This window comes from Halostagnicola alkaliphila (genome assembly GCF_055379965.1).
Map to the genome: position 1 here is coordinate 3006406 of NZ_AP043826.1, position 26976 is coordinate 3033381.

General features: G+C 58.9%; 24 protein-coding genes, 2 tRNA genes and 1 pseudogene. 7 read left to right on the top strand and 20 right to left on the bottom strand.

The features are described from left to right. Nucleotide 1: 1 nt before the first annotated feature. Nucleotides 2–412: a hypothetical protein gene (locus ACZ5C7_RS20420; protein WP_464378091.1), complete on the bottom strand. Its 411-nt coding sequence runs from the start codon at nt 410–412 to the stop codon at nt 2–4. A gap of 1 nt (nt 413) precedes the next feature. Further along, on the bottom strand, nt 414–2030 hold the full coding sequence (locus ACZ5C7_RS20425; protein ID WP_464378092.1) for a hypothetical protein: 1617 nt from the start codon (nt 2028–2030) through the stop codon (nt 414–416). Nucleotides 2031–2368: 338 nt separating this feature from the next. Here ACZ5C7_RS20425 and ACZ5C7_RS20430 point away from each other — a divergent pair, with 338 nt between their 5' ends. Continuing rightward, a complete protein-coding gene (locus tag ACZ5C7_RS20430) occupies nt 2369–2542 on the top strand; it encodes a hypothetical protein (RefSeq protein ID WP_464378093.1) in 174 nt (57 codons plus the stop codon). Nucleotides 2543–2833: 291 nt separating this feature from the next. On the opposite strand, the gene ACZ5C7_RS20435 is transcribed toward ACZ5C7_RS20430, so the two are convergent. The 11 genes from ACZ5C7_RS20435 to ACZ5C7_RS20485 form a co-directional block, all read right to left on the bottom strand. Next, nucleotides 2834–4465, bottom strand: a complete 1632-nt coding sequence (locus tag ACZ5C7_RS20435) for a helix-turn-helix transcriptional regulator (protein ID WP_464378094.1) — start codon at nt 4463–4465, stop codon at nt 2834–2836. Then, nucleotides 4462–4983 (bottom strand): DUF488 family protein, N3 subclade, encoded by a 522-nt coding sequence (locus ACZ5C7_RS20440; protein ID WP_464378095.1) that lies wholly within the window; start codon nt 4981–4983, stop codon nt 4462–4464. The genes ACZ5C7_RS20435 and ACZ5C7_RS20440 overlap by 4 nt, the downstream gene beginning before the upstream one ends. Further along, complete coding sequence (locus tag ACZ5C7_RS20445) at nt 4980–5471, bottom strand: hypothetical protein (RefSeq protein WP_464378096.1); 492 nt, start codon at nt 5469–5471, stop codon at nt 4980–4982. The genes ACZ5C7_RS20440 and ACZ5C7_RS20445 overlap by 4 nt, the downstream gene beginning before the upstream one ends. After that, nucleotides 5468–5962 (bottom strand): hypothetical protein, encoded by a 495-nt coding sequence (locus ACZ5C7_RS20450; RefSeq protein ID WP_464378097.1) that lies wholly within the window; start codon nt 5960–5962, stop codon nt 5468–5470. Before ACZ5C7_RS20450 ends, ACZ5C7_RS20445 begins: the two co-directional genes overlap by 4 nt. Then, the gene (locus tag ACZ5C7_RS20455) at nt 5952–6470 is read right to left on the bottom strand and encodes a hypothetical protein (protein ID WP_464378098.1); all 519 of its coding nucleotides are present in this window, start codon (nt 6468–6470) and stop codon (nt 5952–5954) included. Before ACZ5C7_RS20455 ends, ACZ5C7_RS20450 begins: the two co-directional genes overlap by 11 nt. Nucleotides 6471–6597: 127 nt before the next feature. Continuing rightward, on the bottom strand, nt 6598–6891 hold the full coding sequence (locus tag ACZ5C7_RS20460) for a DUF7563 family protein (RefSeq protein WP_464378099.1): 294 nt from the start codon (nt 6889–6891) through the stop codon (nt 6598–6600). Between the two features lie 84 nt (nt 6892–6975). Next, nucleotides 6976–7046: transfer RNA gene (locus tag ACZ5C7_RS20465), tRNA-Pro, on the bottom strand. Nucleotides 7047–7123: 77 nt separating this feature from the next. Next, nucleotides 7124–8029 (bottom strand): RNA-guided pseudouridylation complex pseudouridine synthase subunit Cbf5, encoded by a 906-nt coding sequence (locus tag ACZ5C7_RS20470; protein WP_464378100.1) that lies wholly within the window; start codon nt 8027–8029, stop codon nt 7124–7126. Beyond that, the gene (cmk, locus tag ACZ5C7_RS20475; RefSeq protein ID WP_464378101.1) at nt 8029–8604 is read right to left on the bottom strand and encodes a (d)CMP kinase; all 576 of its coding nucleotides are present in this window, start codon (nt 8602–8604) and stop codon (nt 8029–8031) included. Before cmk ends, ACZ5C7_RS20470 begins: the two co-directional genes overlap by 1 nt. A 613-nt stretch (nt 8605–9217) precedes the next feature. Next, a complete protein-coding gene (locus ACZ5C7_RS20480) occupies nt 9218–10168 on the bottom strand; it encodes a DUF106 domain-containing protein (RefSeq protein WP_464378102.1) in 951 nt (316 codons plus the stop codon). A gap of 183 nt (nt 10169–10351) precedes the next feature. Beyond that, on the bottom strand, nt 10352–10987 hold the full coding sequence (locus ACZ5C7_RS20485; protein ID WP_464378103.1) for an adenylate kinase: 636 nt from the start codon (nt 10985–10987) through the stop codon (nt 10352–10354). A gap of 58 nt (nt 10988–11045) precedes the next feature. Between ACZ5C7_RS20485 and ACZ5C7_RS20490 the strand changes: the two genes are divergently transcribed. After that, nucleotides 11046–11453 carry a hypothetical protein gene (locus ACZ5C7_RS20490; protein WP_464378104.1) on the top strand — a complete coding sequence of 136 codons (408 nt, stop codon included), beginning with the start codon at nt 11046–11048 and terminating at the stop codon, nt 11451–11453. Nucleotides 11454–11468: 15 nt separating this feature from the next. On the opposite strand, the gene ACZ5C7_RS20495 is transcribed toward ACZ5C7_RS20490, so the two are convergent. After that, nucleotides 11469–11753: an amphi-Trp domain-containing protein gene (locus ACZ5C7_RS20495; RefSeq protein ID WP_464378105.1), complete on the bottom strand. Its 285-nt coding sequence runs from the start codon at nt 11751–11753 to the stop codon at nt 11469–11471. Nucleotides 11754–12095: 342 nt separating this feature from the next. Between ACZ5C7_RS20495 and ACZ5C7_RS20500 the strand changes: the two genes are divergently transcribed. From ACZ5C7_RS20500 to ACZ5C7_RS20515, 4 genes are all read left to right on the top strand, one after another. Next, nucleotides 12096–14435 (top strand): amino acid permease, encoded by a 2340-nt coding sequence (locus ACZ5C7_RS20500; RefSeq protein WP_464378106.1) that lies wholly within the window; start codon nt 12096–12098, stop codon nt 14433–14435. 374 nt (nt 14436–14809) lie between these two features. Further along, complete coding sequence (gene coxB, locus ACZ5C7_RS20505; protein WP_464378107.1) at nt 14810–15808, top strand: cytochrome c oxidase subunit II; 999 nt, start codon at nt 14810–14812, stop codon at nt 15806–15808. After that, nucleotides 15808–18294, top strand: coding sequence for a cbb3-type cytochrome c oxidase subunit I (locus tag ACZ5C7_RS20510; protein ID WP_464378108.1), 2487 nt, complete (start codon nt 15808–15810; stop codon nt 18292–18294). The genes coxB and ACZ5C7_RS20510 overlap by 1 nt, the downstream gene beginning before the upstream one ends. A 152-nt stretch (nt 18295–18446) precedes the next feature. Next, the gene (locus tag ACZ5C7_RS20515) at nt 18447–18707 is read left to right on the top strand and encodes a cytochrome C oxidase subunit IV family protein (protein ID WP_464378109.1); all 261 of its coding nucleotides are present in this window, start codon (nt 18447–18449) and stop codon (nt 18705–18707) included. A gap of 92 nt (nt 18708–18799) precedes the next feature. Here the strand turns inward: ACZ5C7_RS20515 and ACZ5C7_RS20520 are convergent, their stop codons facing one another. The 6 genes and pseudogenes from ACZ5C7_RS20520 to ACZ5C7_RS20545 form a co-directional block, all read right to left on the bottom strand. After that, entirely contained in the window at nt 18800–19093 is a 294-nt protein-coding gene (locus ACZ5C7_RS20520; RefSeq protein WP_464378110.1) for a GYD domain-containing protein, read from the bottom strand. 83 nt (nt 19094–19176) lie between these two features. Further along, the gene (locus ACZ5C7_RS20525; RefSeq protein WP_464378111.1) at nt 19177–19449 is read right to left on the bottom strand and encodes a DUF3006 domain-containing protein; all 273 of its coding nucleotides are present in this window, start codon (nt 19447–19449) and stop codon (nt 19177–19179) included. Between the two features lie 43 nt (nt 19450–19492). Then, nucleotides 19493–20373, bottom strand: a pseudogene (locus tag ACZ5C7_RS20530) (ComEC/Rec2 family competence protein); the annotation flags it as partial. A gap of 507 nt (nt 20374–20880) precedes the next feature. Continuing rightward, nucleotides 20881–20955: transfer RNA gene (locus tag ACZ5C7_RS20535), tRNA-Val, on the bottom strand. A 116-nt stretch (nt 20956–21071) separates the two neighbouring features. Beyond that, a complete protein-coding gene (locus ACZ5C7_RS20540) occupies nt 21072–22997 on the bottom strand; it encodes a PKD domain-containing protein (RefSeq protein ID WP_464378112.1) in 1926 nt (641 codons plus the stop codon). Nucleotides 22998–23025: 28 nt separating this feature from the next. Then, on the bottom strand, nt 23026–25044 hold the full coding sequence (locus ACZ5C7_RS20545) for a hypothetical protein (protein WP_464378113.1): 2019 nt from the start codon (nt 25042–25044) through the stop codon (nt 23026–23028). 510 nt (nt 25045–25554) lie between these two features. Here ACZ5C7_RS20545 and ACZ5C7_RS20550 point away from each other — a divergent pair. Next, on the top strand, nt 25555–26937 hold the full coding sequence (locus ACZ5C7_RS20550; protein WP_464378114.1) for a metal ABC transporter solute-binding protein, Zn/Mn family: 1383 nt from the start codon (nt 25555–25557) through the stop codon (nt 26935–26937). The last annotated feature ends 39 nt before the right edge of the window (nt 26938–26976 follow it).

A 26976-nucleotide genomic window follows, 5' to 3' on the forward strand; every position in this document is an offset into this window, starting at 1 on the left:
GCTAATTAAGCCGGCTTGTGAGCCACCCGAAGGGATTCCAGTTCATTCGCTCGTACCCCTCTGCGAACACCCACATCGCGGCAATGATCGTGGCCGCCGCGATCGGGAACGTCACCGGTCCAAACAACGCCGCCGTCCCTTCGGTTAGCGACCACGCTGCTTGCTCCGCGCCTGCTTGGAGGATAATCTCCGATTCGCCGAAGAACGATGCTAACGTACCAGAGAGCCCTTCCATAATCGATCGCGGGATCGCAAGTGCCATTTCGCCGAACTGGAGGATCGCCGAGATCAGCGCCAGCACCAACGCGGACCAGACCGCGAAAATCCGCGATTGCATGAACTGGAGCATGGTCATATCTTCCTGGGCTTCTTGTCCTTCGTTTAAGAGGTCCCAGGCGTCGTCTCGAGCCATCTTAGGCCGTCCCTCCGTCGTCACCGCCCATGAATCGCCGAAGGCCGATGAAACCGAGAACCGATCCACCGAGTGTTAGGATCCAGTTGAGGAGTCCGCCGGAGCTCCCGGTTGCGCCAGCACCGCCGCCAGCGGCCGTATAGAGCGCGTCGGTCTCGCTGTCAGTCAGTTTCATTTCGACACGAACCGCGTACTCCGTGCCGGTCTCGACTAAGTCCTCGAGCGTCGCCGTCTCGCCCTCACCTTCGAGCTGGTTCGTCTGTGTCGACCAGTCGATATCGTCGGCGTCGTCGGCGTCGCTCGTGTCCTCGCCGATCTCGACAACCGAGTACCGATCGCCGCCCATCTCCTGTTCGAGCTCGAGCGCGAGATCAGAGTGATCCAATTCGTAGGCCGTCGGCACTTCGATTCGCGAGACCGTCGTCGACAGCGCGTCGTACGGCGGGTAGCGCTCTGTTTCCTCGAGCCGGTGGTCGGTGTCGATCTCGGCGTTCGCCGCGTCGTACACGACCGGGATCTCGAGGTCGTACACGGTCGCGTCCTCGACGAGATCGCTGTCGAGGTGCGTCAGGGTGAACTCGCCGTCGGGCGATCGAACCAGTTCGCTTTCGTCGTCGCCGTCTTCATTTTCGACGATCGTCTCGCCGAACTCCCAGCGACTCGCTCGCTCGAGGTTCAGCGCGAACAGCGTCACGTCCGCTGTCCCGGTGATCGTAACCTCGAGCTCTGTGATCTCGTCAGCGTCAGCGTCGGGAAGGTCGCCGATCCGCGACTGCGAAACGATTCCTGATCCCACGCCGGTCGCGGCGATCTCGTCGGCGTCGGCGTCGCCGTCGGGATCGATCGACACGGCCACCTCGCCGCCGCTGTCGTCGAGCGCTTTGATCTCGACGAGCGCGCCAGCCTCGAGCTCGTCAACGTTCACGCCAACCTGCACGTAGCTTCGCGGGTCGGCGTCGATCGACAGCTCGCCGTCCGCATCGAAGGTCGCCGATCCCACGCCGGAGAACTGCACGGAATCGATTTCCGTGTCGCCGTCGTCGACGGTGAGATCGCCGGACCAGCGATCGGCGTCGATCGCGCTCACCGGCACGTCGTCGTCGCCGTCAGATTCTTCGACACCACGCGGCATCGTGCGGTAGTCCGACGCGTCGATCCGATCGGCGCGCACGGTATAGATATCCTCGCCGTCGCTGTCGTCAAGCGACGCGGGTAAGTCCGCTTCGTTCACCGAGTCGTCGTAGTACCGGAGCGCGTTGAATCCGGGCTCGTGCGTCTCTTTCGACACGGTCGCCGAGATCCCTGGATTCGGGATCGCGTCGTTCTCGAAGTCGAGCACTTCGTCGGCGGCTACCGTGCCCGCGCCAGCGAGTGCAATCGTTCCGATCGCGCCGACGCAAAACGCGCGTCGACCCATCGCCGTGTTGATCTCTGCCTGTTCGGTCTCGTCAGTAGTTGCTTCGGTCATTGTAGAATCGTAGTGTCCGTTTCCGGCGGACACGCCGTGTTTCACTTCCAGTTCCTCGTTCCGTGGCCACCGATCCCGGAGATCGGCCATGTAGCGACGGAATCGAGGGCTCGCCTCGAGTCCGTGATCGGTACGATCGCGATCGGTCACGCGCCCGACCTCCGGAGATCAACGATCGCACCCATCGCGAGCGCGGATCCCACTAGGGCGATCGCTGTCGCGATCATGAATCCCTCTCGTCGCGAATGTTAGACCACTCTCTAAACGCCTGTACCTCGCCGTTCTCGGATTCGTTCTGTTCTGAAACCATGCTTTCTTCATCCTGCCCGGATTTGGGCAGGGGTACGGGCAGGCTCGAGCGGCCCGCCTGCGACGGTGGACAATCCCCCCTATTATAACAGTCAGGAAAGTAACGGTTTCTCCGGGGTGCTACCCCCCGGAAGCACCCCCTTTTATCACGGGGGACGCTACTATCTCGTCAATATATCATGCCTGTGAGGAAACTCAGGAATATTGACGGGTCGGGTGGGGTAACACTTCCAAAAGACGACCTTCGACGGGATGGAATGATCGACGAAGACGGTGAGGTCAAAGACGCGCATATTGCGGTTGACCGGCTTGGAGACGGCGAATACCGGCTTCAGGTATCGGACGACTTCTAAGCGCGGTTTCGCTGTTTCTCTCAAAATTTTCGCGCGCACCAGGGGTGCGTTTCATCTGCTTCCCGTGGAAACCACGCGCGGTGCGGGGTAAATTTGATTTTTGTGTCGTTAGACACACTCGCTAAGGGGATGTTGCCACGCAGTGGGAACGACCCGTGCGGTGGCCGGTGCGATCGACGACCCAACCGGAAACCCGGTGTCCACTCGAAATGGTGGTTTCGGTGAAAATCAGTGATTAGTATATAAAAGAACGACCAGAGAAAGAGCGTTGCCACTGTCGACCGGGCTTGTTTACCCCGGTCCGTAGCGTTCAATCAACCGATGCGCAATGCCGGTTCTTGTGTTCCCATTTCCGACATCGAACTTGACGATCGCCGCGTCGAACGTCGCCGGATCGCGACCCGCTTTGATCCACGAGATACGGCCGTACTCGAGCACTTCGCCGACGCTGTCGTAGCTGGTCGACTTGTAGGTATTCAGTATCTCTCGAATGCGGATCTTCGCGTTCTCGTCTGGTTTGTGTCCATTCTTGACGAGCTCCGCGCCGTATCGCGTGAGCCAATTCTCCCACGCGCGTCCCTTTCGCTCGAGATCGCGGGGATCGACCTGTAGTGTGTCCTCGATAATTCGAGTGGTTGCGTCGACGGTTTCGTCGAGCTGTTCGACGTGCTCGCGAACTCGCTCCCTAATCTTTTCGCTGAGGAACCCAACGTTCCCGTTCTCGTTGTCGAGAAGGTCGCTCAGCTTCCCGAGCGCCCGGTAGACTGTCGAGGTCGCCCAGTCCGTACCTTCCACGATTTCGTCGACGTGCGCCTCACCTCCGTCGGTCATGGCAACACGCTCGAGCACGTCCTGGTCGCGATCGGTGAGCCGGGTGAGCGTCGAGATCAGCACGGACTCCTGCGAGGCTTCGATCGACGGCGTCGGATCGCTGTAGAACGCGATCTCCCGATCGGATTCACAGGTAGGATCGAAATGATCGTCGCTCACAAATGCGACATCTCCTTTCGTCGGCACGTCCGCCCACTCGAGCACGTTCATTAGCATTTCCTCGAGCTCGCGAGCGAGGTCTTCGTGATCAGACCAGCGAACGCTCGTGTCCGCGTTCCACCCCTTCTTGAACAGCGCGCCGACCTTCGGGTGGTAAAGAGGATCGCTACCGGATTTCTTTCGCACGTGCTGCGGGTGGTAGTGCTTTACCTGCATTCCGCGACGGAGGCCGTCAGGAAGCTTACTGACCGCCTTCCGGTCAAGCCGGAGTTGGTGGTTGTACCCGACAATTTCGGTGTTGTCTGCCGAGTAGACGATTTTCGATCCTTCGTTATTCGCGAGTAAGTGGTAGATCCTGTGAAAAATCCCGTCGCCCTTCACGACTTTCTTTCCGAACTCGCGTGTGATACGAACGTAGCGCTCGTACTGTGTGATCGTTGAATATTCGTGCGGTGTGCCAGTGAAGTAGTTGCGGTTCCACTGAACACCGGCAACATCGGCGACTGTCTGTATTACACGTGGAATTAGGTTCTCGATTTCACGGGGCTCGAGGTTGACTGCTGTTTCTAATTTGCAGTTCGTCGCGAGCCCGAGATCAGCCGGAACGGAGTTCGGTCGACGTTCATCGGACCAATCGAGCCGTGGTTGAATCAAAAGCGGTAGTTTTCGGTTCTCTGGTCCGTGTGCCGTAATTCGATATTCGCGAAGATTTCCATCCACTTTGTCGGACGGGCGTGCCTCGAGTCCGCCGTTCTGATAGCCAACAGAGACTACCCACGGATCGCCGTCGATCTCGAGATTCATATCTTTCTGACCGCCGTCGAGTGCGCTAACGATCTTGCCGAGTTGCCAGTACGGGGAATCACCGTACTCGTCGTAGCACACGTTTCCACGGATTTCGTGAACAACGCTCGCAGGGTGTTCCGCGCTCATGCTGTCTCACCACTGAAATCCGCGAGCGTCGCGTCGGCGCTGTCCTCCTGGTCGCGAACATCGAGCGGGATCGTCGTCGGATCTGGATGGTGAACCAGCTCGACGTTCTCGAGCTCGGCGACGATCGTCTCCGCGAGCAACCGTCGGTGACACCAGCGCGGATCCTTCTCCCAACAGACCAACCAGATATCACGCTCGCGAGCGCGATCGCGTAGTTCTTCCACGACCACGGCCGGCCCCGGACGTGCGATATGCGCGCGATAGCGTTGCTCGTAGTCGACGTTATCCCAGGCGACGGCCGCCGGAATCGGCTCGTCGTTTTGCTTCGCCGCTGTCTCGACGGTCTTGAACGCCTCGAGAAGTGGTTCGGGCGGTGCGACAGCTGGGATATTCCGATCGACCAGTTTGTCGATAAAATCTCGAGGTCGTCTTACAACGCCGAAAACGTCGTCATCGTCCGCTGGTTCGAACGGCGACGACGGCGAGAGCCCGGTGAAGTACGTCGTTCGAACCGTCACGCCGACGCACCTCCTTTCCGCTGAATTTCGGACGGGTCGAATATCCGGCTCCACGTGAGTTGTGCGTAATCAGCGCGCTCACCGGCGTCGATCCACGAGGAAACGAGATCGTCGACGATCGTCGCCGGCACCAGCTTCATCGCGATCACCGGCCGGGCGGGGGTGGGTGCACAAACTGCGAACAGATAGACCGCTCCCTTCTCGAGAAGGTGTTCGTGCTGTTGCTGGCGAAGGTAGTACCGATCACGGGTTTGACTCTCGCCGTAAACGACCATCACCGATTTGATCTCGACGAGCGTCCCGATCTCCACGACCGGGAGCGCAATCGACGGCAGCTCGGCGGACGGAACGATCACCGTAGTCGCTCGAGCGTCGGCGTGTACGTCCTCGATATCGTCGAGGTGCTCGATCTCGGGAACAGTTTGAATAACAGCCGCTTCCGCGTTCTCGCCGCCGTGTTTCGCAGAGATTCGCGCTTGAGAACTCACCGCTCGTCACCTCCGGATCGGCAAGTGTCCGCCTCTTGTGAGCGGACGACGTCTCTCAGATGGTCCCGAGCCCGTCGAAGGTTCGGGTCGAGTGTTGAGAGATTCGGCGGCACGTCCGCCCTACTCAGGAAATACTCTATTTCTGTTAGAGCGGCTTCCGCCTGCTCGTCGTCGTCGTGAATCTTCGACGGGGCAGTCGTTTGGGTCGAGTGGTCAGTACCGCTCGAGGAAGTGCCGCCGTCGGCCCGAACCTCGCGATCGTCGTCTTCGTCCTGATCAGCGTCCGCGTGTACTGACTGCTTATCTGCTAGCTCGATAGTGACCGTCCCGCTGATTCGGACCTTTTCAGGGAGAACTCCAGCTTGATCCGGCACTCCAGCTATCTCAATAACAGCGTCGGCAAGTTCGAGAGTACCGATATTCGCTAAGTCGGCCGAATCGATTGCTGTCGTGTCAAGTTCAACGGTTCGTTCAGTATCGTCACTTTGCATCCCGATCACCCCCAAAATCCGTCAGCCTGATCGCGGCCATTCCGTGCTCGATCTCGCACGCAACGACGGTCGCAGTAAACGTCTCCTCGTCGCTATCGACTTCTACGGACACATGACGCCAAATATCCGCGAAGTCGAAGCCTTCGTTAACAGCCCTGGTTACATCGGTCGAGAGAATTAGGTCGCCATCGAACTCGTCAACCTGTTCAACCGGGATATGTTCGCCGTTGATTCGGTAAGTTCCGCTCGAGGAGTTGCCGCCATCGGTCCGTATCTCGCGATCGGCGTCTTCGTTCTGATCAGTGTCCGAACCCTCCGTGGTAGCGGACCACTTCGATTTGATCCGCTTTCTCGAGTTGCGGGCGGTGATAATCCAGCTACCAGTATGGTCAGTCCGTTCAGACAGACAAACGGGACACTCGGGTTTCCCGTCGATGGCTACATCTGCCAGATTCCCGCAGTCACACCTCTCGAGTTCGTCAAGTTCGTTGCAGGTGTCGTAGCTCATCGATCGAGCCTCCAGAACCGCGAGAAGTGGTCTCGAGTTGTCCAAGGGCGGATGCTCGCCGTGCCACCGCCGTAGGCCCACACTGTCGCGCCGAGAACATGCTCACGGGCAATGGATCGGCGATCGCTCACCGTTCCTCACCCCCGTCGGTCGCAACGGCTCGAGATTCGACGTGCGACCGAATGTTTGACGGAAGCTCGTCTATCGGAACGCCGAACCGATCTGGTTGCTCGAGCGGATCAACGTCGACGACGTCTTTTCCGGCAGCACTTCCGTGACCGAGCCGCCGAATGGTGTCGCATTCCGGGCAGCGGTGCGCGCGATCACGCCGATCTCCGTACCCGCGACGAAACTCGGGAGTGACGTGACTGCCACATTTCTGACACTGATTTCTGCCCGATGCGCTGGGATTCCAACGCATCATTTCTTGCACACCTCGTTGCTGAGAACGTTGGACGGAGAGGTGGCTGAGCTGCTCGGAGTTGAGAAGTTATAAAATTTCTGATGGGACCGCCGAGAGTCGAACTCAGGTCCTACGGACCCCATCCGCAGAGGATACCACTACCCCACGGTCCCGCATGTAAATCGGATGGGAGTGCGCTGTTTAAGCGTGTCGTTTCGCGAATATCCCCAGACGAGAACGGCCTCGAGGATCAGACCAGAACCCGCTCGAGTTCCACGACGGTACCCGATTCGCTCGAGTCATCACCGACCAGCGTCCCGAGACAAACCGCTGCTCCGTTCGGCGTGTAACAGGTCACGAGCGAGCCTCGGTCGGTGTCGGGAACGTCGAGTACGCCGGGGGCGTACACCGGCGCGCCTTCGGCGACTTCGCGGGCTGCACTGTCGGCGATGACGACCGAGGGAATGTGTTCGAGGATCCGTTCGCCGGGAAGGACGATCTCGTGAAGCGATTCCGGGTCGTCGTCCTCGAGCCAGAAGGCGAGCGCGTCGAGGAACTCCTCGGCGGTGTGGAGTGTTCGGTCGTCGAACGGCTCCGTCGCCGTCCGGCGAAGGTGACCCATGTGACCGCCGGTTCCGAGCGCCAGTCCGATATCGTGACAGAGTTTTCGAACGTAGGTACCGCTTTCACAGCGAATTCGCAAGAGGACTTGCCGGTCGCCCGCCTCGAGAACCTCGAGATCGTACAGTTTACGAACCCGTAGGCGACGCGAGACGGCGCTTTTTCGGGGCGGTTTTTGATAGATGGGGCCTTCGAACTCCGAAATTACGGGTTCGACGTCCGCAGGAACCGGCGCGTGACACTCGAGGACGGCGACGTACTCCTTTTGGCCCTCGAGAAACGCCTGCGCGAGGCGGGTCGCATCCCCGAGCATGACAGGCAGACAGCCGGTCACCTTGGGATCAAGCGTTCCGGCGTGGGCGGCGCGGTCGATAGTCGTTCCGGCCGCCGCCTGTTCGAGCGAATCGCTGACGGCGTCTCGGATCCAGCCGCTGACTTGGTGGGAGGACGGGCCGGGCGGTTTATCGAGATTGACGACGCCGAAGCTGAGCAACTCGGCGGGTGAACGGTCGTCCGGTGGGCCGCGGAGATTCATCAAAACTCGTAATCCAGTTCAATCGGGCTCTGTCCTTCGTCACCCTCGCGGTCGAACTCGTCGACTGCGGTAACGAGCATGTCGAGGACGGCGTCCGGTTCCCAGCGGGCGGTGTTGACCGAAAGGTCGTAGATCGTCAAATCGCGGATGTCGATCCCGTAGTACTCCTCATACCGCTGGGCTTCGCTCGCCTCTCGAGCCTGGGTTTCCTCCGTCGCTCGGGCCGGGTCTTTGTCCTCCCGTTCGGCGATCCGCTCGCCGCGAACGCTTGCGGGGGCATCGAGCCAAAATCGAAAGTCGGCACAATCGCCCGCGAGCCAGCCGGCGAGTCGAGATTCGAGCACGAGATCGTCCTCTTCGGTGGCGATCTCCCGAAGACGGCGATCCAGGTCGTGGTCGATCTGGTCGTTTTCTTCGGCGAGTTTGTTGAATTCAAGCGGCGTATACCCGCGTTCGTCGGCGAGTTCGCGAAAGATATCACCGCCGCTTACGTGAGAGAGACCGAAGGCGTCAGCAAGCAACCCCGCTGTCGTGCTCTTTCCGCTTCCCGGCGGTCCGGAGACGGTGAGTAACATATCTCACCTCCACGCTACCGGGTAAAATGGGTTTTGAATGCGATGCGACCCAGTCGGCATTCACGGTCTCGAGTCGAACTTCAACGCCGAATAACTATTCGGTCGATTCGGTAACGACAGCCGCCAGCCTTTTGCTCTGCGTGCGGTCGCAGAGCGACCGCTCTCGGCAAAATCCTCAAAAGAGCGCGGCGCGTTCTTTCGGACTGGGCGATTCCTTCGGAATCGCTTGCAGTCGGCGCTCTGCGCCGACAACCTCGCGGGAGCTACGCTCCCGCTTAGCGTTGATGAAAAGCACGTCGTCACCCCCTCATCCGCGCCGTTGGCGCGGCTTCGAGGGGTTCCTCGGCCCGCTCGCTCACTTGGCTCACGGTATCCCGTTCGCCTACTCGCGGCGCGTTGCGCCGCGCACCCGTTCGCTCGCGGGTGCTAGCGGTAAGTCTTCGTACTATACGTACCGCGCAGTTCGAGATACGCTTTGGCTACAAAAACAGGATCACCTGTTACTGATAATGAATAAGGCGAATAACGATGCGGTACCCGTTTGCCTACTGCGAATTCGAAGAAAAACTTTTCAACGGAAATGGATCAAGACAGTCGAGGAGATACGGTAGTCTCAGGTACTCGAGGGCGTCATATCGATGTTCAGCGCTTTCCGAAGCAACTGCGTAAAGCCCATCGAGCACAGGAAGTACCAGACAATCCAGGCGAACATCGGTCCGATGAGTCCTTCCTGCCACTGGACTTCGCCGACGAGCGGCATGACGACGTACTGTTCGGCACCCTCGAGCGTCGGCACTTTCCAGTACATCCAGAGGAACAGCGGAATCGTAAAGAGCATGATCCAGACCATGGGTCGGAACTGCTCTTTGAACATGCCGAGGTTGTCGGCCATGGCTTCCATCTGCTCTTCGCGAGCCTGTTGCATCTCGTTTTCGAGCGCCTCGAGTTCGGCCTCGCTCGCGTCGCGCTCTTCGGCTTCTTTCTTGCGCTCGCGAACGTCCTTTTGCTTTTCCTGCATGGCCTTCATCCGCTCTTGATACTTGCCGATGCGTTCGGTGTTCATCAGATTCGCCTGCAGCAGGGTCGAATACAGACCCGTGAGCATCGCAACCGCGAGAATCACGGCGTAGAACGGAAGCGCGGCGTCGAGCGGGCCGAAAATCATTTCGACGGTACTCCCGACTGTATTACGAACCGAATCGAGCCAGTAGCCGATCATCAAGAGCACGGAGCCGACGGCTGCCATCTTGTCCCACTGGGACCACTTGGCTTCTTCCTCGTCGATGTCGACGTCGGGGACATCGATACCGCCACCGCTACCGTCGCCGTCCAGTGCCTCGTCGTAGGCTTCTCTATCGGCGATTTCGAACCCTTCCTCACCGTCGACGAGGATCCCTTTCTCGATCAGTCGTCCCCACTGTCCGCTCGTGAGGTCGTCGCGGACGTCCGACCATTCGATCTCTCCTCCGTTCTGATCCGCCGTTTCGCGGATCGCCTCGAGCGCCTCGGTCATCGAGCCGTCCTCTCGGACGAGAGAATTGATTTTATCGGCTGTACGCGTCATCTATTCGCTCTTTGGGTGGTCCGATATACAAGTGTTTATCTTCGACAGCGAGCGGGAGATCAAACACAAAATACCGTTGCAGCGGACGGATGCAGAACAGAGCGACGAAACGGGGCGTACGTGTCTCGACAGATCGGGTGAGTCGCTCGCTCGAGTGGCCGGAATCCTCGTTGGTGAGCCGTCTCAGGTTTCCGACTCGATCGTTTCCTTGACGTCGTCCCAGACCTGCTCGGGGGCCTGCTCGCCGTCGACACGCTCGAGCGCTCCCTCGTCCTCGTAGTGTTCGATGACCGGCTCGGTGTTTTCTCGGTAGACTCGAAGCCGTTCTTTGACGGTTTCTTCCGTGTCGTCGTCGCGCTGGACCAGGCGTTGTTCGACCTCGTCGTCTTCCGGCGGATTGTACTCGACGTGGTAGATGTCTCCAGTCTCGGGATCCATCCGGCGGCCGGTGAGGCGGTGAACGAGTTCCTCCTCGCTGACGTCGAGCTTGAGAGCCAGATCGAGGTCGGTCATTCCCTCGAGTTCTTCGGCCTGCTCGAGATTTCGCGGATAGCCGTCGAGGACAAAGCCATCGGCCTGCGACAGCGCTTCGTCGACGATGGCATTGACGACTTCGTCGGGAACGAGTTCGCCGGCGTCCATGTACTCGCCGGGCGTGTCGTACTCGAGGTCGAGGTGGGAGATATCCATCTCCTTGTTTCCTCGTAAGGCGTCACCGGTCGTGATGTGGTCGATACCGAAGTGATCGGTGATTTTCGCGCTCTGTGTTCCTTTTCCGGCTCCAGGTGCCCCTAGGATCAGGATTCGTGGCTGTGCCATACGAAAGTCTTCAGCGCCGTCGCATAAAGGCTTAAAGAAACGAGAGCGTAGTTTCGGTATGAGCCGATTCGACGCGGCCGAGCCCGCAGAGCGGCGTTCGTTGTTCGTCGACGCGATCACTGCCCACCGAGATCGCGGGAGCCAGTTTCTGACCGTCGAAGTCGACGAGAGCGCACTCGAGACGGATTCCGAAACCGTCGAACTCGGTGCCCCGTGGCTCCAGTTCGCCGACGGCGTCGTTAATCTCGACTGTACGGACGACGAACTCGACCGGCTAAAGTCCGTACTTTCGGAGTTCCCCGCGTTCAGGATCGACGAAGTGACGCGTCCGGAAAACGCACAGGGTATCAACGTGCGCGTGAGCGCGAAGGCTGATGCGAACCGGATTGCACAATTTCTCGACGCAGCGATTCAGGCGGTCTACGATCTCCCCGAGGATAGCAAGGTTTGGGTCGTCGAACTGTAAGACCCGTTGACCCTCCTACTGAATCGAAAGCGACCCGTCGCCGTCGTCACCCTCACCCTCGTCCCACTCGAGTTCGAATTCGACGCTGAACTCGGCCGAGCCGCCGGAACTCGAGGTCTCGCGTTCGGCCTTAATTTCGAACGTCGGCCTGGATGGGGGCTCCATCGTTACGGACTCGGAACCCGCCTCGAGCGTGAGATCGTCCGATCCTTCGAGCGTGTCGGCGACCGTCCGAAGGTAATCAGCTATTTCCGCTCGATCCATCCGCCGTTCGAACGAGAAGAGTACTTCTTCTGGCATACGACATCTAGGAGAGTCGCAATATAAAGAGTATCGCCTGATCGTCGGTAAGTAAGTCGTGCTGGATACTAACGTAATCTGATTTGTCTTCGATACCGTCCTCTTTTTACCCACTGAGGGTCTTGCTCCGCACATGATGCCAGACGAAATGACGGTTAGGATACTTTTTCATCTGCAGTCTCGAGGACCGATCCGTGGAGGTGTATTGAATGGATGCTAAAAGCACGCAACCGCCACAGGAAGCGGACACCCAGTGGTTACCGCGATGCGATAGCGAACGACTACCTCACTCGGAACCCGTCACAACGCATCGGACTGTCGTAGATGGGGTGACCGGCGACGATGAGTGACGAAGAACTCGCCAAAGACCTCGGACTCCTCTCGGCGCTGACGATCGGAATCGGGACGATGATCGGCGCTGGGATTTTCGTTCTGCCCGGCGTCGCTGCACAGGAAGTCGGTCCCGCTGTCGTCATCTCGTTCATTCTCGGTGGCATGATCGCATTGATAAACGCGATGTCCGTGAGCGAACTGGGAACGGCGATGCCGAAAGCCGGCGGCGCGTACTATTACATCAACCGCGCACTCGGTCCGCTGTTCGGATCGATTTCCGGAATGGGTGATTGGATCGGCCTCGCGTTCGCCTCCGCGTTCTACTGTATCGGATTCGGTGGCTATCTGGCGGATCTCCTCGAGGGCGTTACGATCTCCTTGCCACTGCTCGGTTCCGTCGCCTTGCTCCCGACGATCGGGCTCGGTCCGTTTACGCTCGGCGGGATTCAGATCGGCGCGATAATCGCCGGCGTCATCTTCGTCGGAGTCAACTACATCGGAGCCAAAGAAACCGGAAGCATCCAGACGGTTATCGTCACACTGTTGCTCGGTATTCTCACGATATTCGCCATCATTGGCTTCTTCTCGTTCGAGTGGAGCACGGTCATGACCGACGGAACGCTGACGCCGATGGGAACGTTCGAAATCCTGCCGGGTGCCGCGCTCGTGTTCGTCTCCTACCTCGGCTACGCGAAGATCGCTACCATCGGGGAGGAACTCAAAAACCCCGGTCGAAACCTCCCGATCGCGATCATCGGAAGCGTCGCGATCGTCATGGTCATCTACGCGATCCTGGTCGGCCTGCTGATGGGGCTGATTCCCTATGATGTGCTCGATCCAGATGCGCCAATGTCCGAAGCCGCGGGAGTCGTCTTCGACTTCCAGATAGCGGTCGCCGGATTCGATATCCCGGTGCTCGGTGCTGGCGTCACGTCGATCACGCTCGCCGCCCTGTTAGCGACCGCCTCGAGTGCAAACGCATCAATTCTCGCCTCGGCCCGGATCAACTTCGCGATGGGACGGGACAAGATCGTCTCCGATTCGCTCAACGAGATTCACCCGAAATACGCGACGCCGTACCGCTCAATTGCCGTCACCGGCGTGATGATCCTCGTTTTCATCGTCTTACTGGGCGAAACCGTCGAGATCCTCTCAAGTGCGGCCAGCGTGCTCCACCTAGTCGTTTACGCGTTGATCAACGTGTCATTGATCGTCTTCCGGGAGGCCGACGCGCCCGAGTACGATCCGGAGTTTACCGTTCCGTTTTATCCGTTCACCCCGATCCTCGGGTTCGTTTTCTCGCTTGCGTTGATCTACTTCATGGACCCCGTCGCGTCCGCTATCGGGTTGTTGTTCGTCGTCTTCGCGGTCGTCTGGTATTTCGTCTACGCTCGCCACAAAACCGACCGCGAAGGGCTGTTGAGCGATTATATCCTCGAACGCTCCGAAGAGATGCCCGACTCAGCGGTTTCAGCCGTTAGCGCTGTCAAACCAAAAGGGGAGGACGAACCGCAAGTAATGGTTGCCATCGCAAATCCGCGAACGGAACGTGCACTCCTTACCCTCGGGAGCGCCCTCGCGAGCGAAAAAGGTGGCTCAGTTCTCGCGACACATATCGTGCAGGTCCCCGACCAGACGCCGCTACAACAGGGGGCGGACCACCTCGACCGAGTGAGCTCCGAATCTAAACGACTGCTCGCCGACGCGAAGGAGAGCACCGAAACGTTCGACGTCGACGTCGAGACGAAGACGATTATTTCCCACCGCTCGCTCGACGAGGTCTTCGACGCCGGACGAGCCGACAACGTCGAGGCCATCGTCATGGGAAGCGGCGGCTCGATGCTCCAGAGCGGCCGCGTCGAACGGCCGCTCGAGGAGTTGACGAACGAACTCCCAGCCGACGTGGTGGTACTGAACGGCGAGGAAGTCGCTCCGGACCGACTGTTAGTTCCAACCGCCGGCGGCGAGGAATCGGAACTCAGCGGCGAAATTGCCTGGGCGCTTCGCGAAGAGTACGGAAGCGACATTACGCTGCTTCACGTCGTCGATACCCCCGACGAACGCAAAGAGGGTGAAGCGTTCATCAGCGAGTGGGCGACAGAGAACGGCCTCGAAGATGCAACGCTCCGCGTCGACGATTCGGGCGATGTCGGAAGCGCAATCGAACGGGAAGCCGCAGATCACTCGATGGTCCTCATCGGTGCGACGAGACGCGGCTTGCTCTCGAGATACGTTCGCGGCTCGGAAGTGTCGGACATCGTAGATCGGCTCGACGTGCCGGTGCTTCTGACGGAAAAACGCGCCTCGCGGACGCTTCGCGAACAGTTGTTCGGTCGACGAGAAGAGTAAGGGGATTGATCGACTGGAAGTAACGATCTTCAGACATTCACTCCAACCTCGTGTCGACCCGAACATATTCGACCCATCGGCCGATTTGAGCGGTAATACGCTGTTTCTGGCTGCGAATAGCACATTGAGAGCGACAGAAAAAAGACCCGTGGGTCAAACAGACTAGTGACGGACTACGGGGAGTACACAACTGGTCACGAACGACACCACTGAAGCGACAGTCGTGAGCAGTGTAGCGGGCAGCGTTTCCAAATAGATAAGTGCTCCCAGCGAGCATCGTCCGACATATACCCGGTTTAGAAATAGAGGTGAACACAATCTACAGCGCACTTCCAACTCCGACTCCATCGCAGATTGGCACCGGTGCCGAGGAGATGACACGTGTCGACGTGTTCGAGGACATCTTCCTCGTCTTCCTCGCACTCGGTACGCTCGTCGGTATTATCGTCGTCTCGTATACACTGTACAACGCGTACAAGTACCGTGATACGGAGGACCGTACCGATGACGAAAATCTGCCGGCGCTCGGAGAACTTCCGACAGGCGGGGGCAGCGGCAAGAAACTATTCGTCTCGTTCATTCTGAGTGCGATCGTCGTGATCGCACTGATCGTCTGGACGTACGGGATGCTTCTCTACGTCGAAGACGGTCCCGACGAACTCGACGAAGACGCGATCGAAATCGACGTCCAGGGAGCGACATTTAGTTGGTCCTACGAGTACGAAAACGGACTCGAACCGAACGAACTGGTCGTTCCAGCTGACGAACCTATTCAGATAAGCGTCACATCAGTAGACGTCTGGCATACGTTTGGGATAACACAAGAACGGGTGAAAGCCGATGCTATCCCCGGTGAAACCGATGAAACGTGGTTCATCGCCGAGGAGCCGGGCGAGTACGAGAACGCGATCGAATGCTTCGAACTCTGTGGGTCGGGTCACTCAAATATGGACGATGATCTCCGCGTCCTCGAGGATCAGGAGGCCTACGAGGAGTGGGTTGACGAGCAGTTCACGCTCGACATCACCCTTGAGGACGAAGACGAAGAGCCCGTGACCGAAGGCATCGAGGAGCTCACCCTCGAGCACCAGGAAGAAGAGGGTCACGACTACGCCTACGACGGCGACGAGTTCGAGAACGGCTCGATCACGATCAACGAGATCGATCAGGGCGGCGACTACGACGTCGAGATCACGCCCGAAGACGACGAGTTCGAGCCGGTCGAAGAGAGCATCACCTTCGTCGGTCCGTCCGACGAAACGTTCACGATCGAACCGCCGGAGGATGAAGAAGACGACGGTGACGAAGACGAGGATAATGACGAGGAAGAAGACGACGAAACGGACAATGACGAAGAGGATGGTGAGAACTGATGAGTGATCTTCCGCCAAAAACGTCCATCAAACGGTGGCTGGTCACGACGAATCACAAGGACGTCGGCATACTCTACATCACGACAGCGCTTTTCTTCCTCGTCCTTGGTGGAATGCTGGCGCTCCTCTTCAGGACGCATCTGTGGCAGAGCGGCGGTACGGGCATTCTCTCTGACAACGGATTCAATCAGGCCGTAACGGCACACGGGCTGTTGATGGTCTTTTGGTTCCTCTCGCCGATTGCAACCGGCTTCGCGAACTACTTCGTCCCGCTACAGATCGGGGCCAAGGACCTCGCGTTCCCTCGATTGAACGCGTTGAGTTACTGGTTCTACCTGTTCTCGGGACTGCTGATCGCACTCTCGTTCTTCCAGGGCGGAACGTTCGCCGGCGGCTGGACGATGTACGCACCACTGAATGTGCCAACGTACACGCCCGCTGTGGAAGCGACGACCGGGGGGACCATCACGGTCTTTGCGTTGATCCTGTTCGTCTTCTCGATCACAGTCGGGACGATAAACTTCCTCGTGACCATCCACCGGTCGCGCGCTGAAGGGCTCGGCCTGTGGAACATTCCGCTGTTTACCTGGTCGTGGTTGCTCACGGTCTGGATGATGCTGTTCGCGTTCGCGGCTCTGCTCGCGGCGCTCTTACTGTTAGGAATAGACCGGGTCATGATGACCCAGTACTTCGCGACCGATCAAGGGTCGGGACTGCTCTGGGCGCACCTGTTCTGGTTCTTCGGCCATCCGGAGGTGTACATCGTCTTCTTCCCCGCACTGGGGATCATGTTCGAGACGTTCCAGACCTTCTGTGGTCGCCGTCTCGTCGGCCGGAAATGGGTCATCATCGCGATGGTCCTCGTGGCGGTCCAGTCGTTCCTCGTCTGGATGCACCACATGTTCCTGACGACGATCAACTTGGAGATCAAGACGCTGATCATGGCGACCACCATCGGGATTTCGTTACCGTTCGACCTGATGGTGTTCGCGCTGATCTACACCATGGTCAAGGGGCGGGTCAGATTCACGACGCCGTTCCTGTTCAGTCTCGGTGCGCTCGTCCTGTTCATCCTCGGCGGTATCACGGGGGTCTTCCTCGGCGCCGTCGTGTTGGACTACGAGTTCCGTGGCACCTACTGGGTCGTCGCTCACTTCCACTACGTGATGGTTTCGGGAGTCACCGCGTTGATCGCGGGACTCTACTACTGGTGGCCAAAGATCACCGGGAAGATGTACTCCGAGAAGCTCGGCAAACTCAACTTCGCCGTCTACTTCTTCGGATTTAACCTGCTTTACTTCCCGATGTTCCTCGCCTGGGAGACGCCGCGGCGCGTCTTCCACTTCGCGGAAGGGATGCAAATCTACCACCAGATGGCGACGGTTGGCGCGTTCGTCCTCGCCACCTCGTTCGCGATCATGTTTATCACGTTCGCTCACAGCTACCTGTACGGGCCGAAAGCACCCGATAACCCGTGGAAATACTCCCGAACGGCAGAATGGGCGATTCCGTCGCCCCCGCCGCTCGAGAACTGGAGCGGCCGCCCATCCTACGCGAGCGGCCAACTCGAGTTCGTCGACGACGCCGCGAAGGCGACCGACGGCGGCGTCGCGACCGAATCACCCGCCGCGCAGGCGGAAGAAGAGCACGCCGATCACGCGAGTATCTGGCCGTTCGGTATCGGCTTGGGTACGTTCGTGACGTTCCTCGGAGTCTCCGGACTGACGCCGTACGTCTACGAGTTCATGGAGTCGGCGGTCGAAGCCGGCGACGCCGAAATCGCTAATGGCCTCCCGGCCGGCCCCGCCGCCGAACCGGACATTATGTACCCGATCATCACGGTCATCGGGCTCGTGATCCTCGCGTACACGCTGTTCAAGTTCGGCGTCGAGGAGTTCAACGCACCCGAGATGGCCATCGCCGAACGCTGGCCGTTCGGCGGCATCGACAACACCAAGATGGGCGTCTGGGTGTTCCTCGCATCCGACGTCGTCGTCTTCGGCGCGGCAATCGGTGCGTACGTGTTCATGCGCATCCACATGGGCTGGACCGAGTGGGAGACAATTCCGTTCGCCTCCTGGCCCGGCCTGTTGAACACGTACATCCTGCTCACCTCGAGTTTCACCGTCATCCTCGCACTCGTGATGGCAGAACGCCAGAACAAGAAGGGGCTTCTCGCAACCCTCGGCGCGACGATGTTACTCGGATTCGCGTTCATGGGCGTCAAGGCCTACGAGTACAGCGTCAAGTTCGGTGACGGAGATTACTGGTTCTCCGGGCTCGAATACTCGCTGTACTACGTGACGACAGGACTCCACGCGTTACACGTGATCCTCGGCCTGCTCGTTGCAGGCTTTATGATCTATCGAGTGCTCTCGATAGACGCCTATCTCGAGGATCACAGGCCGGTGGAGTACTTCGGTCTCTACTGGCACTTCGTCGACATCGTGTGGGTCTTCCTGTTCCCACTGTTCTACCTGGTGTAGGGGCCGTCGCGACGACGGATTCTTTTTGCGTTGGTTTTGAAGGCTCGATGTCCGAAAACAGGTCGATAGCCGCACGATTGTAGGAGATTTGGCACTCGATCTCGAGCGATATGAGGAAGCTATAAGTGGCCTTCAGCCCCAATCACCAATCAATGGCGAGTGTTCGGACCTACGCGATCATTTACGTGGTGTTGCTCGTACTGGGTACTGCGAAGTTCGTATTCTTCGAATTCGACTTCGACTACTGGACGGCGATAAGCGGGGTCATGCTACTCGCGGTAATCAAGTCCCTCCTGATCGCCGGCTACTTCCAGCACCTCATCGAAGAACCCCGGGCGATCAGCTATATGATGACTGTGGCGGTATTCATGGTGTTCTTGCTTACCGTGGCGGCTGGCTTCTCCATTCAGTAACCGGCTCGGTCGACGCCGTTTTCGGTTCGTCTTTCCGTTCGACTCGAGATTTCGTGTCAATTTGTTGCTCCACCTCAAATCCGAATCGATATCTACGGAATCCCCTCGAGTAGTTCTCTCGTCTGCTCTCTCGAGAACGCCTTGAGGGTCTCGGAACTGACATTCCCCTTTTCGGTGACCGCGAGAACCGCCTGCGCGGCCGTTTCGTCGTCGGGAAACTCGCTGATAGTAATCGTGTCGTACCGTCCCATCAGCAAGTAAAACGCCTCGAGTTGCCCGCCCATCTCGTCGAACAGTTCCTCGATTCGATCGACGCGCTCCGGGCTGTCTCTGACGGCCTGTGCGCCTTGTGCCGTGAACTCCCAGAGGGTGACGTACGTCGGCATTGCGGTGCTAACGCCACCGGCAGGGGAAATAAAGGCTTGCTCCGAAGGCGGTGGTGAATCGATCCCCGCTCCGAGAATACCGACTACTCCTCGGACAGCCGCTTCGAGAGGCGGTCGAGTTTCTCCTCGGCGGACTCCCGCCGCTCGCAGGTCGTATCCGGCGAGTACTCGAGGTCGACCAACGCTCCGTCATCGACCGTTACGGATAGCACGCCGCCGTCCTCGCGCGCGTCGGGCGGGAGCCGTTCGACGGGAACGTCGAACTGTTCTTTCACGTCGCCGTCGTCCTCGACCAACACGACGGCCGTCTCGCCGTCGACAATTCGATCGATCGTCGCGGTGAATTCCCCGTTCATCATCCGGAAACAAGCGATCCAGTGGCTTCAACCACCGGTGACTGGGGGAAATCAAGCTGGCGTCGCTGTCGTCGTCCGGTTTCTCCTCGAGCAACGCCTCGGGATCGTTCGGAAACGCGTCGCTCGTCTCCACGCTCGCGTCGTCGCCGTCTGTCGCGACGACGATATCGCTATGGACGCCGGTCCAGTAGGTCTCGATTCCCATCTCCGCGTACCGCTCGAGCACTACCTCGTCCGGGTGACCGTACTGGGAGTCGTAATCGCTCGAGACGACGGCGATATCCGGATCGACGGCGTCCATAAACGTCGGCGTCGACGACGTCGATGAACCGTGGTGTCCGGCCTGATAGACGTCGGACTCGAGGTCCGATTCGCGCTCAGAAACCATGTCGTTTTCCGCGTCGTCTTCGGCGTCACCGGTCGTCAGGTACCGGAACTCGCCGAACTCGAGTGCTATACCCACGCTGTTGTAATGCATGTCGTCGGACGAGTCGTCCCCCTGCGGGTTCAAGACGAGTCCGTCGACGTCCGAATCCTCGATCGGCAACTCGTCGCCCTCCTCGACGATCAACAGCTCGTGACCGTGCTCGTCGACGGCGTCCAGATAGTTCTCGTAGGTCTGTGAGTCGTGCGGGACGCCGGAATCGTAGACGTTCCCTATGCCGTGCCTTCGGTTTCGAAGTGTTCGATCACCGCGGCGTGGCCCCCGATATGATCGGCGTGGGCGTGGGTCGCGACGAGATGGTCGATGCGGTCGATATCCTCGGATACGAGGTACGAGATCACGTCGGAGCCGTCCTGTCGCCAGTCGCCCGTATCGATCAGGATCGTCTCGTCGTCGGGCGTGACCACGAGGGTGGAATCGGCCTGTTCGCGTTGCCCGCGTCGATTCTCGCCTCGGGGTTCATCGAAGAGGCTAAACAATCAGGTAGTGGGGAGGAGCGATCGGGAGTACTGCCCACATTGCGGCGAACAACTCGATTGAGGGGGTGTTCGATTCTAGCAACGGAGTAAGTGGGTTGGGGCAGATTTGAACAACGCCAAGACGTTCCGGGTCGCTCATTTGGTTCGCTTCCCGGACTGCGACTTATCTCGTTCAAATTGCTCGTGACAATTTCTGACGACACGAACTCCTCGCTTCGCTCACGGCTCCGCTCGTCGTTGTTATATCGTCAGAAATGGGTTGGGACAGATTTGAACCACGGTCGTTCCGCTCACTCTGTTCGCTTCACTCCCTGATTCAAATCTCCCGTGACAATTTCTCAGCGACGAGCGCCTCGCTCCGCTCGTCGCATGATGTCGCTGAGAAATGGGTTGGGACAGATTTGAACTGCTGCAAGACATGCTCGCGTCGCTGCGCATGACTTGCTTAGTTCAAACTGCCCAACATAACGATTTTGGTGCTCGCGGAGTTGCTCGCAGCAAAAGTAGTGGGTTGGGGCAGATTTGAACTGCCGACTTCCTCCGTGTGAAGGAGGTATCATAACCGGACTAGATCACCAACCCGCAGGCGATTGTATCGCCGCTTTCGACTTAAGACTTCCTTTCAATCCCGATCGACAACAGCTCGAGCGGGCCGCATCGAATCCGACCGTCGAAATCGTGACGCAGTCTCGAGAGGGTCAATTCGATCTCCGTAACCGACTCATCGAGAGGAGGGCAGCGAACGCCGCGATCGCAGCCGGGACGGTGAATCCCGGGATCCCGTCGTCAGCCGTCTCGTCGTCACCTGTCTCATCGTCGTCTTGCAGTTCACTCCCGTCCGGGTCATCGCCGCGGGCCTCGTCGTCCCGTTCACTTCCGTCCGGTTCGTCGTCCGACCGTTCCGACTCGTCCGCTCGGTCGGGCTCGACCGTCGTAGTCGCGTTGCGACTGTTCGCGTCCGTCTCGACCGCGTGGCGATACGTCCCCGGTTCGTCCGGAGCGTCGACGGTAAACGAAAGCGTTTCCGACGTTCCACCGCTGAGGTTCAAAGATTCCTCCTCGCGCACCGAGCCATCGAACTCGTAAGTGACCTGATCCGTAACGTTCATCTCGTCCGCATTTTCGACTGTTGCCGTAATCTCGAGCGGGTCGCCCGCAGTCGCCTCCTCGGGCGCTTCGATCTCAGTTACCTCGAGAGAGTTGGCAGTTACCGACACGTTGACCGCCCTCGTACTCGTATCCGTCTCGCCGTCGTCGTTCTCGACGGTCAGTTCGATCTCCGTCTCGCCGGTCGATTCCAGGGTGACGTTCGTCCGTTCTCCACTTACCTCCTCGTTGCCGACCGTCCAGTCGTAGGCGTCGATATCGTCGCCCGTGGTGTTTCCGGCGTCGAGGGTCACCGTTTCTCCGACGACGGGGTTCGACGGCTCGATGTCGAACGCGGCCTCGAGTGGGGATCCCGCGCCTGGTCCCGTACCAGGACTCAAACCGCCGTCGACGGGTTCGCCGCCAGTGAGTTCGAGATCTATCGTTTCGTCATCGGGCGTCTCGACATCGATATACTCGTCGAGCGTATCGCAGTACTCCTCGTCGTCGACGCCGCCGCGCTCTAAGACCTCCGCGTCGACCGGGTCGGCGGATCCGAAGGCCGTGTAGAAGACGAACGACTCGTTAGAGTACTCGAAGGGTTCGGCGTCGAACGTGACGTAGCCGTCGTCGCCTTCGTAGGTGACCTCCCAGACGACGTGGTCATCGTCCACGACCGTCCCGGAACCGGGTGAATCGCCAGCCTCGAGGGGCGTGCGTTCGTCGTAGTCCCCATGGGTGCAGGCGTGATCGTGGTCGACGTTCCTCTCGCCGAGAAGTTCGAGAGTGTACGTCACCGGTTCGGGTTCCGGTTCGGGCTCCGGCTCAGGATCGGGATCCGTCCCGGGACCGGAGCCGGAGTCGGATTCGACCGTGAGCTCGACCTCGTCGGCCGTCCCGTCCGTGCTGTACTCGGCGACGATGGACACGTCGCCGTCGGCTTCTCCCTCGACCGTCGTTCCGTCGACGGACGCGATGCCGTCGTCCTCGCTCGAGAGCGTCGCCTCGTCGGTGACGTTTTCGGTCGTCCCGTCGTCGAAGATTGCCGTAACTGTCACCTCGGTCGCCTCGCCGGGCTCGAGGTCGGTCGCGTCGAGCTCGAGCTCGACGGCCTCGAGTGTCGGCTCGGGATCGGACGGTTCGTAGTCGAACGCTCCGGCCGGAAAGGTCAGTGACTGTTCGGTAGTCCCGGATTCGAGGTCGATCGGCCCCTCAACTGCGTCCGGCCCAGCAGCATCGCCGATGTGGATGGTGACGTTCTCGCCAGCGGCGCTGTCGAGGCTCAGCTTCTCGTCGAAAGCTCCCGAACCGCCGTACTCGCCGTCCGTCTCGACGGTGATCTCTCCGGCGACGTCGCCGCCGACCACGGCGACGATGGTCGTCCCGGTGGGAACGTCCGTCCCGTCTTCGTCGATAGCATCGCCGTAGAAGCTCGCCGGCTCACCAGGTGCACCGTCCTGCGCTGCAACAATACCACCACCGACGACGACGGCAAACACTACTACCAACGCTACTGCGGGCGGTCGTAGATAGTTCATTGGCATTCGGAAAACTGCCACACGACGGTTATTCACGGTCCTCGTCGCTCGTTTCGTCCGTCATTTCGCTGTCGGCAGTCTCGTTGCTACTGTCATCCTCGGCACCAGCATCGGTCGCCTCCTCGAGATCGTCGTCAGGATGTGAGTCGGCAGATTCTGCGTCAGACGTATCGTCTGTTTCGTCGGGAGCAGTGTCCACGTCGTCACCCTCCGCATCGCCAGTGGTTTCCTCGGAATTGTCTCCGTCCTCGGTCACGTCGCCGTCTGCGTCTTTATCGGCTGTTTCCCCCTCGAGAACGCTCGAGCGAACGGACGCGTCGTAGTTCGGGTCTACGATCCCGCGAACGTTCCGGTCGGGTTCGTCGACGTAGACCCAGTAGGTATCGTCCCCCTCGATCGACGACGACGTCCCAAGCTGCGTTCGCTGCTGTTCGTCAAAGACGGTGATTCCATCGCCACCGGCATCGATATTCACGAGGTCGTCCTCGAGGTCGCGCGTGCTTTCGTCTTCACCCAGTGCGAAGTTCGAACTCGCGAGATGCCAGCCGTTCTCGAGTTCGATCCCACCGGGCGTCGGGACCTCGGTCGTCTCGAATTCGTAGCCGAACCGTGCATCGCTGTCGGCGTCGACGTACAGCCCACGGTGGAGCGCACCGGGCGAATCGATGACGTCGTCCTCGTCGTAGTTCTCACCGAGACTGACGTAGCTTTCCGCCTCAGTGTCCCACTGGTTGATCGAATTGACGCCCTCAGTGTAGAGTGTCGCGGCCTGCGGGATCGACTCCGTGTTGAATCCCTCCTCGAGGGATCGGACTTCGTGAACGAGTTCGACCTGGCCTTCGAATCCGGTTTCGACTCCGTCGATGACGACAGTTGCTGGACCGGGCTCGACCCCTTCATCGATCGTCGTGGTATCGATTGTCGCCTCGGTGAGTTCGCCATCTTCGATGGCAACATCGGATTCTTCCGCGAGAACCTCGTCGTCACGGACCAACTGTACTGTCGCACCCTCATCGGTAATCTGATTCCCGTCTTCGTCGTTCAGCGCGGTTGCTGATACTGGCAGCGGTTCGTCATCGGAAACGATTCCCGCAACGTCGTATCCTACTTCGGTCGTGCCGACAGCACTCGGATCTTGACTAACTATGAAGTCGATTTGCCCGTCGTCAGGCGTTTCGACCTCGATGTATTCTTCGATGGTGTCAGTCTCGTATACGTTCCCAGCCCCCTCAATTTCGCCGACTTCGTCGCGCTCAATGACGTTCGCGTTGACAGGTTCCGCTGCACCATTGGCGACGTAGAAGACGAACGGACCTTCATATCCTGAGTCGTGTTCTGTAGTGTCGAACGTCACGTAGCCTGCACTGCCGTCGTACGTAACGTTCCAGTATACGTGGTCGTCCTCCAGTACTGGTCCATCACCGGGTGAATCACCGCCCTCGACCGCAGTTCGGGAATCCACCTCGCCGTGGAAAGCAGCATGGTCGTGATCAATATCTGTCTCCGCGAGGAAATTCACCCCCGGCGGTACGTCAACGTCGACAGTAGTGACGGGCGTCTCGTACGCGACGCCATCCGCGTCGCGGATCTGGAAGACGACATCGACTGTGCCATGTCCTTCACCGTCCAGTACGACACTGTCTCCGTGGTCCTCGATACTCAGTAGTTCTTCAGCAGTTTCGTCTTGTGGCTCGGCTCTGAGATCATACCCGGCTTCTTCACCGAGGTCAATCTCGTTATCGTCTTCATCGACGGCTACAGCATCGAGATCAACTGCAACGAAACCACCGTATCTCTCCCCCGGTGGATCTTTGATTTCCGGCAGTTCGCCATCCCACTCGTTCCCATCGACCGATGCGACGACCTCACCATCCTGCTGAAGTTCAAACTCGTTGATATTGAGTGAGTCGTCTTCCTCCCCATCTTCTTCAGCAGCGACAGGACCTGTCGCGAATAGGAGCCCTGTGAGTGCCATCGCGACGAACAGAATCAATCCTACTTTGAGTACGTTTTCTGGCAGTGAATGTTCAATTGTGTTATGAGTCATACAATACACCGGTCTATTGGTCATCTATAAAATTGTTATGGACTAATACAGTATTAACAACTAGAACTATTTCATTTGAGGAGTTTAATAACAGTCGGTACACCAATTGAGAGGTGTTGTAGACATCCAGAAATGGCTGTATTTTCCACCACAGAACGGCGAAAACGGTTGTGAAAAGTAATTACGGGGGTTGGAATTCGAGAACGATCACCCCGTCGTCGGGTCCGACTTCGATGTATTCGTCTAGGTAGGCACAGTCGCCATCGCCGACAGGCTTACCCCCAATTTCGGTCCCGACGTGAAGGGGTGTCGACCCGTCGGCGGTGTAAAAACGAACTGTCCGTCGTCGTGTTGCTAGGCGAGCGTGCCATCGTCAAGAACAGGCATCCCTCGATACCCTCGAACATCAATCGCCACATCATAGTAAACACTCTATCAAAATTAGCCGTGTTTAATAATACACCAGGTCAAGATAATAACATATTTATGTGCTTGCTCACACACGTTCGTATGAACCTGACACGCCGTTCGATGGTGAAAGCAGGCGGAGGCGCTATTGCACTCGGAACGATCGCCGGCTGTCTCGGCGAGCCGGACGAGAGCCAATCAGAGGGGGGATACGCCGCGTTCTTTCCACTCTGGGATTGGGCGGAGGAGATCGCAGACGGCCAGATCGATTTCGAGAATGCGATCGAGACCGGCGAGATGGGCCACGGGTGGGAACCGCCGAGCGACCTCCAGCGAAACATCGCGGACTCGAACGTATTCATCTACCTCGACACAGACGAGTTTCCGTGGGCCCAGGAGTACGCGGCCGAGTTCGAACGCGATTACGACGATCTCACGCTGATCGACGGCATGGACGGACTCGAGAACCAGCTTCTGGAGATGGATTCTGACGGAGATATCGACCGCGAGCCAGCGGAGTACGATTTCGACCCGAACGACCTCGAAATTGAGGGGTTCGATGTCTACAACCAGCGAACGGGTAATGAAATCGCCTACTGGCATATCGACCACTGGCACGGCGGCGTCCCAGATATTCCCCTCGATAGTGAGGTCGTGATTACGGGGATATTCGAGGACGACGAGGGCCGAGTCTTGCCGATCGGCGACGACGAACAGTTCCAGCTCGAGGCCAGTTTCGTCGAGGAGGCAGACGACGACCTCGAAATCGAGTCTCGAGGGGACAACGTCGTCTTTGACGGCCACGAACCGACGCAGGCGCGAATCGTGTTCGAACTGGTCGCCAACGGGGACGTTGTCTGGGATACGAGCGACGAAGCGATGTTGGTCTCGGTCGTCGAGGAACTCGAGGAGACGGACGCGCCGGAGTACCCCGATCCGCACGTCTGGGTCGATCCGGTCATCGCCCAGGACGTGGTGATGACCATCGCAGAGGGCCTCGGTGACGCGGATCCGGACAACACCGAACTGTACGAGGAAAACGCGCGAGCGTACGTCGAAGAACTCGAGGATATCGACGCGCAGTTCGAAGCGCTCGCCGAAAACGCGAGTCGGGACGTTGCCGTCTTCGCGGGTCACGATTCGTATCAGTACATTGAAACTCGCTATGACTTCGAGTTACACACGCCCGTCGGGATCTCACCCGACGAAGCAGAAACCAGCGCGGACATCTCCGAAATGATCGAACTCGTCGAGGAGCACGATATCGAAACGATCCTGTATGACCCCTTCGAAACCCAAAATCCCGACGAGGAGATCCCCCAAATGGTCGAGGTGCTCCTCGAGGAAACCGACGCGGAGCACTACGAGCCGCTGTCACCGGTCGAAGGGACCACTCAAGAGTGGAGCGATGCCGGATACGGCTGGATCGAACAGATGGAAGAGATCAATCTCCCGTCGTTAAAGCGCGCGCTCGGAGCAACGTAGTTTCACGCGGAGAGAGAAACTCGCCGATTACGGACCGGA